This window comes from Sphaerimonospora mesophila (genome assembly GCF_001417795.1).
Lineage (GTDB): Bacteria > Actinomycetota > Actinomycetes > Streptosporangiales > Streptosporangiaceae > Sphaerimonospora > Sphaerimonospora mesophila.
This window is the reverse complement of sequence record NZ_BCBX01000045.1, coordinates 118619-128718: the sequence shown is the minus strand read 5'-3', so window position 1 is coordinate 128718 and position 10100 is coordinate 118619. Positions and strand designations below refer to the sequence as shown.

The 10100-nt window shown below is 69.5% G+C and carries 9 protein-coding genes and 1 tRNA gene; 8 read left to right on the top strand and 2 right to left on the bottom strand.

From position 1 onward, the window contains the following. The 5 genes from AP234_RS26555 to AP234_RS36635 form a co-directional block, all read left to right on the top strand. Window positions 1-460: alpha/beta hydrolase (locus AP234_RS26555; protein WP_160330489.1), on the top strand; the 460-nt coding region annotated here is incomplete at its 5' end. A 78-nt stretch (window positions 461-538) separates the two neighbouring features. Then, window positions 539-615, top strand: a tRNA-Thr gene (locus AP234_RS26550). 206 nt (window positions 616-821) lie between these two features. Beyond that, window positions 822-1229, top strand: coding sequence for a YciI family protein (locus tag AP234_RS26545; protein ID WP_055482461.1), 408 nt, complete (start codon window positions 822-824; stop codon window positions 1227-1229). An 8-nt stretch (window positions 1230-1237) separates the two neighbouring features. Beyond that, a complete protein-coding gene (locus AP234_RS26540; protein WP_055482460.1) occupies window positions 1238-2383 on the top strand; it encodes a DUF6596 domain-containing protein in 1146 nt (381 codons plus the stop codon). A gap of 325 nt (window positions 2384-2708) precedes the next feature. Continuing rightward, entirely contained in the window at window positions 2709-3173 is a 465-nt protein-coding gene (locus AP234_RS36635) for a hypothetical protein (RefSeq protein WP_055482459.1), read from the top strand. Window positions 3174-3414: 241 nt separating this feature from the next. On the opposite strand, the gene AP234_RS26530 is transcribed toward AP234_RS36635, so the two are convergent. Beyond that, window positions 3415-4797 carry an aldehyde dehydrogenase family protein gene (locus AP234_RS26530; RefSeq protein ID WP_055482458.1) on the bottom strand — a complete coding sequence of 461 codons (1383 nt, stop codon included), beginning with the start codon at window positions 4795-4797 and terminating at the stop codon, window positions 3415-3417. Then, a complete protein-coding gene (locus AP234_RS26525; RefSeq protein ID WP_055482457.1) occupies window positions 4797-5897 on the bottom strand; it encodes a phenazine antibiotic biosynthesis protein in 1101 nt (366 codons plus the stop codon). The genes AP234_RS26530 and AP234_RS26525 overlap by 1 nt, the downstream gene beginning before the upstream one ends. Before the next feature lie 330 nt (window positions 5898-6227). On the opposite strand from AP234_RS26525, the gene AP234_RS26520 reads away from it, so the two are divergent. From AP234_RS26520 to AP234_RS26510, 3 genes are all read left to right on the top strand, one after another. Further along, window positions 6228-7838 carry an ATP-binding cassette domain-containing protein gene (locus AP234_RS26520; protein ID WP_055482456.1) on the top strand — a complete coding sequence of 537 codons (1611 nt, stop codon included), beginning with the start codon at window positions 6228-6230 and terminating at the stop codon, window positions 7836-7838. A gap of 138 nt (window positions 7839-7976) precedes the next feature. Beyond that, on the top strand, window positions 7977-8756 hold the full coding sequence (locus AP234_RS26515) for a hypothetical protein (RefSeq protein ID WP_055482455.1): 780 nt from the start codon (window positions 7977-7979) through the stop codon (window positions 8754-8756). Window positions 8757-8839: 83 nt separating this feature from the next. Next, a complete protein-coding gene (locus AP234_RS26510) occupies window positions 8840-9940 on the top strand; it encodes a saccharopine dehydrogenase NADP-binding domain-containing protein (protein ID WP_055482454.1) in 1101 nt (366 codons plus the stop codon). Window positions 9941-10100 lie beyond the last annotated feature (160 nt).

The following is a 10100-nucleotide window of genomic DNA, read 5'->3' as shown; positions in this document are numbered from 1 at the left end:
CCTCCTGGTCGACCGCAAGCCCGACGGGTCGTACGCGAACCAGACCGAGGCCAACCTGGCGATCAACTGCCTGGATCATCCGTACCCGAAGGACATGGCGGCCTTCCGGAAGGCGGCGGCCGAGGCGGTCAAGGTGTCCCCGCGTTTCGGTAGCTTCGCGGTGTGGGGCTCGCTGCCCTGTGCGTACTGGCCGATTCCGGCCAAGAGCGAGGACAAGCCGATCAAGGCCGAGGGCGCGCCGCCCATCCTCGTGATCGGCACCCTGCGCGACCCGGCCACGCCGTACGAATGGGCGCAGGGCCTGGCATCGGAGCTGTCCTCCGGCGTGCTGCTCGGGTACGACGGGGACGGCCACACGGCCTACGCCACCGGGTCGAAGTGCGTCGACCAGGCCGTCGACGACTACCTGATTTCGCTGCGGGTGCCCGCCTCCGGCACGATCTGCCGGAAGACCGGATAGCCGTACCCGTGCCGTCTCCAAGCCGTGCGCGAGGACCCCGGTGAACCTGTAGACTGGGCCACGCCGTCTTACGGCATCGCCGCCTTAGCTCAGTCGGCCAGAGCGACGCACTCGTAATGCGTAGGTCAAGGGTTCGATTCCCTTAGGCGGCTCCACATCAGAGGCCCCTTCCGGTCGAGGAAGGGGCCTTCTTGCCAACACGCATGGCCCTCACCTGGACCCGGACACCGCGAGACGGCTCACCTGGTTCGTTTACGCGAGCAGAAAATATCCGGACGGCCATGTCGAGAACCCGTGACCGGCTCCGTCCTCGGAATGAACGTGACCACAATGGGTCGCACCAGCACCGAGGAGAAACCCGATGGCCAAGTATCTGCTGCTCAAGCACTACCGCGGTGCTCCGGCTCCGGTCAACGACGTGCCCATGGACCGGTGGACGCCGGAGGAGATCTCGGCGCACGTGCAGTACATGCGCGACTTCGCGGCCCGGCTCGAGGAGACCGGTGAGTTCGTCGACGGTCAGGCACTCGCCCCCGAGGGGACGTTCGTCCGATATGACGGCGAGGGTCGCCCGCCGGTCACCGACGGTCCGTTCGCCGAGACCAAGGACCTCATCGCCGGCTGGATGGTGATCGACGTCGACGGCTACGAGCGCGCCATCGAACTGGCCGGGGAGCTGTCGGCCGCCCCCGGGGCGGGCGGGAAGCCGATCCACGAATGGCTCGAGGTGCGCCCGTTCCTGGCCGCGCCGCCCACCATCACGGAGTGACCTTCTCAGTGGACGAGGCCCTGCTCCGGAGTCTCACGCCGAGCGTGCTCGGGATCATCGTCCGCCGCGGAGCCGACTTCGCGGCGGCCGAGGACGCCGTGCAGGACGCGCTGGTCGAGGCGGTCCGCGTCTGGCCGGCCGACCCGCCGCGCGACCCGAAGGGCTGGCTGGTCACCGTGGCCTGGCGCCGGTTCCTCGACGCGACCCGGGCGGACGCGGCCCGGCGTCGGCGTGAGGACCTCCTCGACGAGGAGCCGGCGCCCGGACCGGCGCCAGAGGTGGACGACACGCTCCGGCTCTACTTCCTGTGCGCCCACCCGTCGCTGACGCCGTCGTCCGCGGTCGCGCTCACGCTGCGCGCGGTCGGCGGGCTGACCACCCGCCAGATCGCCCGGGCCTACCTGGTGCCCGAGGCGACCATGGCGCAGCGGATCAGCCGGGCCAAGCGCACCGTCTCCGGTGTGCGGTTCGACCAGCCCGGCGACGTCGCCACCGTGCTGCGCGTCCTCTACCTGGTCTTCAACGAGGGCTACTCCGGTGACGTCGACCTCGCGGCCGAGGCCATCCGGCTCACCCGGCAACTCGCGGCCGCGATCGACCATCCCGAGGTGGCGGGGCTGCTCGCCCTCATGCTGCTCCACCACGCCCGGCGCGCCGCCCGGATCGCGCCCGACGGCAGCCTGGTGCCGCTCGCCGAGCAGGACCGCGACCGGTGGGACACCGAGGCGATCAGCGAGGGCGTCGAGATCCTGCAGGCGGCCCTCGCCCGTGACCGGCTGGGCGAGTTCCAGGCCCAGGCCGCCATCGCGGCACTCCACGCCGACGCGCCCACCGCCGAGGAGACCGACTGGGTGCAGATCGTCGAGTGGTACGACGAGCTCACGCGCCTGACCGACAGCCCGATCGTCCGGCTCAACCGCGCGGTGGCCGTCGGCGAGGCCGACGGACCGCGCGCCGGCCTGGCGGCGCTCGCGGCGCTGGACGCCTCACTGCCCCGCTATGCCGCGGTGGCTGCGTACCTCCACGAGCGCGACGGCGACCCGGTGACGGCGGCACGGCTGTACGCCGAGGCGGCCCGGAAGGCGCCCAACCTCGCCGAGCGCGACCATCTGACGCGCCAGGCCGCCCGGCTCAACGCCCGCCGGTTGCGCTGACGGGCCACGTTCTGACTCTCCCGGCACTTGACACGGCCCCGCCACAGTGCCGATGAGGATCCGCCCCGGAGCCCACCGGGCATCGCAAGCCGATCTTAGAATCGGACACCAATGGACAAACGTGACTTTATTAGTTTAATCATGGATATAGAATGACAAGCCTGGATAAAACCGTTATGTGGCGGTTTGTGGTGGGTTCGTCCCGGCAATCAAGCAGATGCAGGAAAATAGTCCGTTAGGGGGCTGAGGGGGTGTTTCTCCTGCGAGGCTACAGAAACGCCTCCGAAAATTAAGGGCAATCGAATCCTGTCAAGGGGGACACGTAATGCCCGCATTCAAGAACATCATCGCCGGACTGGCGCTGGGGACCGCGATCACGGGCGGTGCGCTCGCATTGGGTGCCACCGCGGCCAGCGCCTCCGTCGTGCCGGCCTGGGGTGGCGGACTCGGCGGCTTCGGGGGCGGCTTCGGCGGCTTCGGAGGCGGATTCGGGGGCGGCTTCGGCTGCGGCGGCGGATTCGGAGGCGGCTTCGGGGGCGGCTTCGGCGGCGGTGGGTTCGGAAACTGCAACACGGGCTGGATGAACAACAGCATGTGGAACCAGAACATGTTCAACGACCAGTTCAACGACGACTCCGCGTTCGCGGTTTCCAACGGTGTCTCCACCATTGCGTTCCGAGGCAGCACCAACTCGAACACCAACTGGTGGAACAACTCCATGTTCAACAACAACATGGGGTTCGGCAACAACACCTGGTTCAACAACGGCAACAACAACAATTGGTGGTGAGAAAGAACTCAACTGTGACGGCCGGCGGATGCGACCGGCCGATGGCCCGACGGCCCGATGGCGCATGGTCGTCCTGGTAGGCGTCTGACAGTTCGGCGTGAATACCGAACACGACCTGGTCACGTACGGTTGAGAAAAAGGGCTCCGGCGGACGTCGCTCCGCCGGAGCCCTGTTCGCTGCTCGCGAGGGCATGGCCGCCGGGTGTCGCTGCCGTTCGGTACGGCCGGGCATGCGCGAGTGTCAGGCCCGGATGACCCCCTTGGTGCGCATGAGGAACTCGGCGAGATAACCGTCGTGCGGGACCCAGGGCGCCATCCAGTGGGTCGGTTGATCACCGATGTAGACGTTGCCTATCGTCGGCTCCGCCATCAGGCGGTCGATCAGTTCTCCGTCCCGGGTGATCGCGGTCAGCACCAGCGTGTCCTTCAGCGGCTCGACGCCGTCGCGGGGTGACCAGGGCGCGACCCAGACGCAGGGGAAGGAGAGCTCGATTCCGGTCTGGGAGGCGTCGGCGCGATCGACCAGCATGACCGCCGGCCGCAGGACCCCGATGCCGTCTCCGAGATCGTCGACGATGCCGTCGCCGCCGAGCAGAATCTCGGCGTCGCCCACCCGATCGAACAGGTACTTCTCGACGGCCCGGGCATCGGCGAGAGACCGCGCGGGCAGCACGGCATCGTCGTCCGCCGGCGGAAGACTCGGGATGGCGGACAGCCGCTCGGCCACGGCCTCCGCCAGGGGGCGGGGGTCACCCGCAGCGAACACCGCCGTCGTGTTCACACACGCGGTGCCGCCCTGCGCGCTGACCGAGTCGACGACGACGTCCAGGTGCGGGGCCCAGTCCTCCCCGGTGATCAAAATCTTGGACCGTCCCGGCCCCTGCGGAAGTACGTCGGCGTGCCGGCCGTACTTGCGCGTCACGTCCTCGCCGCCGTACACCATCGCGAGGTCGGCGCCGCGGATGATGTCGTCGGCCACCGCGTGGTCGGCAGGCAGGAAGACCACCTGGTCGTCGGCGAAACCCGCCTCGCGCAGCGCCGTGATCAGACGGTGGGGGGTGAACGGCTCCCGCCGGGAGGGCCGGACGGCGACCCGATACCCCAGCGCCAGTGCCTCCAGCCACAGCGTGTGCACGGCCGGATGATTGCCCGCCGCGTGTACGGCGAAGACGTCGCCACGCCGCACCCAGAGGGCGCGGCCCTCGCGGGTCGCCGGATCCCGCCAGTCGTCGACGGCCCCGTACGGCCTGGCCCACCGCGTCGAGCCGTACGCCTCGGCGGCGCTGCGCGCGATGGCGTCGGTCGCCGCCCGCACCACCGAGATCGGCATTCCGGAGACGCGGCTCACCATGCGCTGATAGTGCTCGGCGGAGAGTCCGTTGACGGGCCCGGTGGCGAACAGACGGCCGGCGCGTGCGAGAGCCTCGGCCCGCTCCCCGGGCGGCAGGGTCCGCGCCCGGTGGAGCGCCGCCATGGTGCGTTGCACGTACAGCCGTGGCACCAGGCTGAGCTCGGCGACCGGGTTTCCGGCGAGATCCGGAACGGTCGACCGGCTGCGGGTACGGTAAGGACCGGTCGGGCCGAGCGCGTCGAGCCGGCCCGGCTCGATCGACAGCGCGGTCATCAGTACACCCCCTCGATGACCCGCTCGTCGCCGAATACGGCGAGCGGTGCGACGTCGGCGACGGCATCGCCGAGCTGACCCGGTGGCGGCTGGATCCGCAGCGCCGTGTCCCGTTCGAGATTGTTGGGCAGCAGCAGGTTCTTGCTGATGTGGTTCATCACGACCTGTCCGCGCTCGCCGTACGGAACCTCCCGCCGGGTCTTCGGATCGACGACGGAGAAGGTGATGTACGGAGAGAACGGGTCGAAGACGCAGGGGTCGTCGTCGCCCAGTCCCACCCGCTCGCTCACCGCCCCCATGATCATCGTGCTGCCGTAGTTTCCGATGATCTTGACGTTCGGGAACACCTCGTCGCGCAGCAGCACGCGGGTGTCCGGATCCAGATGGGCACCGGCCCAGACGATGACCCGGACCTTCTCATTGACGAGGGCGACCAGTTCGTCCCTGCGGGCGAGCCGGACCAGCAGCGGCGGAGTGATCACCAGGATCCCGACGTCCTGGGTGCGCAGCGGATGCGCGCTCTGGTCGATCAGGTGCTCGGCGTAGCGATCGGCCTCGTCGAGACGGCCGTCGCCGATGAGCTTCTTCACCCACCGGGGATCGAGGTCGATGGAGAACCTGAAGCCACCGCGCCGATCGGCCTGCTGTTCGATCAGTCCGCCGAAGATGTGCGGCCCGCTCGGGCCCACCGAGAGCCAGTCGGCGCCCCGCGGATAACCGTGCGCGTCCATGATCCGGTTCTGGTGGTGCATCAGCCGGTCCATCCAGTCGGCGAGCGTGACCACGCGCTTGGGCGGGCCGGTGGTGCCACCGCTCTCGAAGACTCCGATCACCTCGGCCCGGGAGCCATAGCCCCTGGGCACGAGATCTTCGACGCGAACCTCGCGAAACTCGTCCACCACGTCGGGGAAGAGCCGCAGGTCGGCGAAGGCGCGCACATCGGTGCGGGGGTCGAAGTCGAGGGTCTTGGCTCGCGCCAGCCAGAATGGCGAGCCGGTCCGCGGGTCGAAGTGCCAGCGCATGGCCGCCTCGATGAACTCCTCGCCATCCGGCACCTGGTCGACCGGGCAGTCGAGAACCGGATCCGCAGCATCAGACATATGGTCTCCCGCTTGCTCCGGTGCACGTCCGATCAGACTATTTCGCTTTAAGCCATTTATGTGTCAAATCTCCACTTATGTCCTGTTCTGTGTACGGAAAGAACCCGTCGGTGCGCGAGGTGATCTGCCGAGCATCGGCTCGCGACCTGGTCGCCCGACCGGCGGGAGTTCTCCGCGTTCCACCCCGTATGAACGCTTGGCGGCCAACCGTTCACATGGGGCTCAGCGGTGGGAACATCTCCGATCCGAGGGGCCGGGCCGTGGAAAAACGAGATGCCGCGAGGCGGGGCCGCTGGATAGCCTGCGCGAGGAGCGCAGGAGGAGATCACCGTGGGACACGTCGAGGTCGGGCATCTCACGTACGTGCTGCCGGACGGCAGGCCGCTGCTGGACGACGTCTCGTTCCGGGTCGGGGAGGGCGTCAAGGCCGCGCTCGTCGGTCCCAACGGAGCGGGCAAGACGACCCTGATCCGCCTGATCGCCGGCGATCTCCAGCCGGTCGAGGGCTCGGTGGCGCGCTCCGGCGGCCTCGGCGTGATGCGCCAGTTCATCGGCGGGATCCGCGACGGCAGCACGGTCCACGATCTGCTGCTCGGCGTCGCGCCCACACGGGTCAGGGAGGCCGCGGCCCGGCTCCACGATGCCGAGCTGGCGATGATGGAGCGCGACGACGAGAAGACCCAGATGCGGTACGCCCAGGCGATCACCGACTACACCGACGCCGGCGGCTACGACGCCGAGGTGCTCTGGGACGCGTGTACGATCGCCGCCCTCGGCATGCCGTACGACAAGGTGAAATATCGTGACGTGAGCACGCTGTCCGGGGGTGAGCAGAAACGGCTCGTGCTGGAGGCCTTGCTCCGCGGCCCGGACCAGACCCTGCTGCTCGACGAGCCCGACAACTACCTCGACGTGCCGGGCAAGCTGTGGCTCGAACAGGCCCTGCGCGAGACACCGAAGACCGTGCTGCTGGTCTCCCACGACAGGCAGCTCCTCGCGAACGTCGCCGACCGGATCGTCACCGTCGAGTCCGGAAACATCTGGATCCACGGCGCCGGCTTCGCCACGTACGCCGAGGCCCGGCGGGAACGCAACGAGCGGCTCGACGAACTGCGCCGCCGCTGGGACGAGGAGCACGCCAAGCTCAAGCGCCTGGTCAACATGCTCAAGCAGAAGGCGAGCTACAACGACGGCATGGCCCCCGCCTACCACGCGGCCCAGACGCGGCTGCGCCGCTTCGAGGAGGCCGGGCCGCCGGAGGTCCCGCCGAAGGACCAGCGAATCAGCATGCGGCTGCGCGGCGGCCGGACCGGCAAACGGGCGGTGACCTGCGAACGCCTGGAGCTGACCGGGTTGATGAAGCCCTTCGACCTGGAGGTCTGGTACGGCGAGCGCGTCGCCGTGCTCGGCTCCAACGGATCGGGCAAGTCCCACTTCCTTCGGCTGCTCGCGGGCGAGGAGATCGGGCACACCGGGGCGGCCCGGCTCGGTGCACGGGTCGTTCCCGGGCATTTCGCCCAGACCCATGCCCGTCCCGAGCTGTTCGGACGGACGCCCTGCGAGATCGTGATGACCGGACACGCCCGGCTCAGGAACGAGGCGATGAAGGCCCTGGCCCGGTACGAACTGGCCGGACGCGTCGCCGACCAGAGGTTCGAGACGCTGTCGGGAGGCCAGCAGGCCAGGCTGCAGATCCTGCTGCTGGAGCTGTCCGGAGCCACGCTGCTGCTGCTCGACGAGCCGACCGACAACCTCGACCTGGCCAGCGCCGAGGCGCTGCAGGAAGGCCTGGACTCCTTCGACGGCACGGTGCTGGCGGTGACCCACGATCGATGGTTCGCCGCCGACTTCGACCGTTACCTGGTCTTCGGCGCCGACGGACGGGTATACGAGTCGCCGGAGCCGGTCTGGGACGAACGCCGGGTGGTCCGCCCGAGATAGGCGGCGGCACAATGCGGTCGGCGGCGATTCGTCGTAACCCCGGCGGAAGCCCGTAAAGATACCGTACGGCCTGCGCGTGTCCGAGAGGTCACCGTCCGTTTCAGCGGTTATGACGACTAAGTGACACGACGTAGCCCAATGACGATCGCTCTCGCACTCGCCCTCGCCGCGCTGGCGCCGGCGGCGTGCGGCGAAGACAAGCAGGCGGATGCCCGTCCGCTCGTCCTCAAGGAGCAGGTCTCCTCCATCGCGAAGTCCGGCGCCGGCTATGTGGTGAGCTGGGCGGGCGTGCTCACCAACGCCAACCGCTGGCACTTCGGAGAGAACGCGATCGCGACGATCACCGCCGTGGACGCCGCCGGCAAGGAGGTCGTCCACATGAAGCAGCCGCTGGACGCGGTCCCGCCCGGGAGGTCCGTGGCGTTCAGCGGCCAGACGACGGTCAGCGGACGGCCGGTCCGGGTGAAGATCGAATGCGGCCACGCGACCTGGAGCCGCGTCCCGCGCATCCCGTCGGCCTTCCTGCCGTTCCCGATCTCCGACGTCGTCACCGAGCGGCTGCACGAGGGGAGCTACCTGATCACCGGTTATGTGCTCGATCCCTTCCTCAAGGCGGCGAGCGGCGTCGCGGTGACGGCCCTGCTGCGCGACCCCGCCGGCAAGCTGGCCGGCGGCGGCACCGCCTACCTCGACAAGGTCCAGGCGAACCTCAAGCGCCGGTTCGTCATCACCGTCGACGGCGTGACCGGCGGCACGATCGCCAAGACCGACGTGCTCGCCAGGACGTGGGGGACCACCGCCAAGCCGTACATCGACCTCGCCCTCGCCGGGGCGGCCCCGATCCACACCGTCGCGCCCAGCACCAAGCCGTTCGTCAAGGACCGCGGCTACCAGGTGCTCGCCGACCGGCGGCAGTGAGCGGCGGACGGCGAGCAGCGGATCGTGGGCGGGGACCGGCACCGCCGCCCGGTCAGGCGGCCGGGGCAGGTTACCGTGAGGGCATGAGAACCCCGAGGATCGTGCTCTTCGGAGCCACCGGGTTCACCGGCCGGCTCACCGCGGCGGCGCTGATCGCGCGGGGAGCCCGGCCGCTGCTCGCGGGGCGCGACCCCGCCAGGCTGGAGGCGTTCGCCGCCTCCCTGGCGGTACGGCCGCCCACGGCGGTCGCCGACGTGACCCGCCCGGAGTCGCTTTGCAAGATCGTCGGCCCAGGCGATGTGCTGATCTCGGCGGTCGGGCCGTTCATGCGCTGGGGGGAGGTGGCGGTCATGGCGGCGACCGAGGCGGGCGCCGTCTACCTGGACACCGCCGGCGAACCCCCGTTCATCAAGCGGATCTTCCAGCGGTACGGCCCGGCCGCCGGCGCGGGCGGGGCCGCGCTGATCACCGCCTTCGGGTACGACTACGTGCCCGGCAACCTGGCCGCCGCCCTGGCCCTGCGCAAGGCCGGATCGGAGGCGGTGCGGGTGGACGTCGGCTACTTCGTGCGCGGTGATCTGGCCGGTCGGCTCAGCCCCGGCACCCGCGCCTCCGCGCTCGGCATCCTCCTCGAGCCGATGTACGGCTTCCGCGAGGGCCGCATCGTCCACGAGCACGGCCGCACCCGGGCGTTCCTCGTCGGGGGACGCCGCCGTTACGGCATCGCCGTGGGCACCTCCGAGCACTTCGCCCTGCCGCCGGCCCACCCCGGCCTGCGCGAGGTCAACGTCTATCTGGGCTGGCTGGGCCGGTTCACCCGGGCCGCAGGGACGCTGGCTCGGGTGAGACCGGTGCTCGCCACCCTGCCGGGCGCCCGCCGGGTGACGGATGCGCTGGCCGACCGGGTGATGCGCGCGGGAAGGTCACCCGTCCCCGCCGGTCCGGCCGTCTCCTCCCAGATCATCGCCGAGGCGTACGACGCGAGAGGCCGCCTGCTCGCCGCCGTGGAGCTCGACGGGGCGGATCCGTACGATTTCACCGCCCGGATCCTGGCGTGGGGCGCCACCACCGCACTCGCCGAGGGGGTAAGCGGCACCGGCGCCCTCGGCCCGGTGGACGCCTTCGGCCTCGATGCGCTGACCCGGGCATGTGCGGACGCCGGGCTGGCCGCGCAGACCCGTTGAGCGGGCGGGTTCGACCGGAACGGTGCCGTTTAGCGCGGATCAGTGTGGTTCTCCCCATTAAGTCATTACATCAACAGGTAAATCTGGAAATTGATGAATAATTTCGATGGGCAGGCCGCGGTGAATTCGCGTCCCTCTCGTCACAATTCAGAGAATCGGT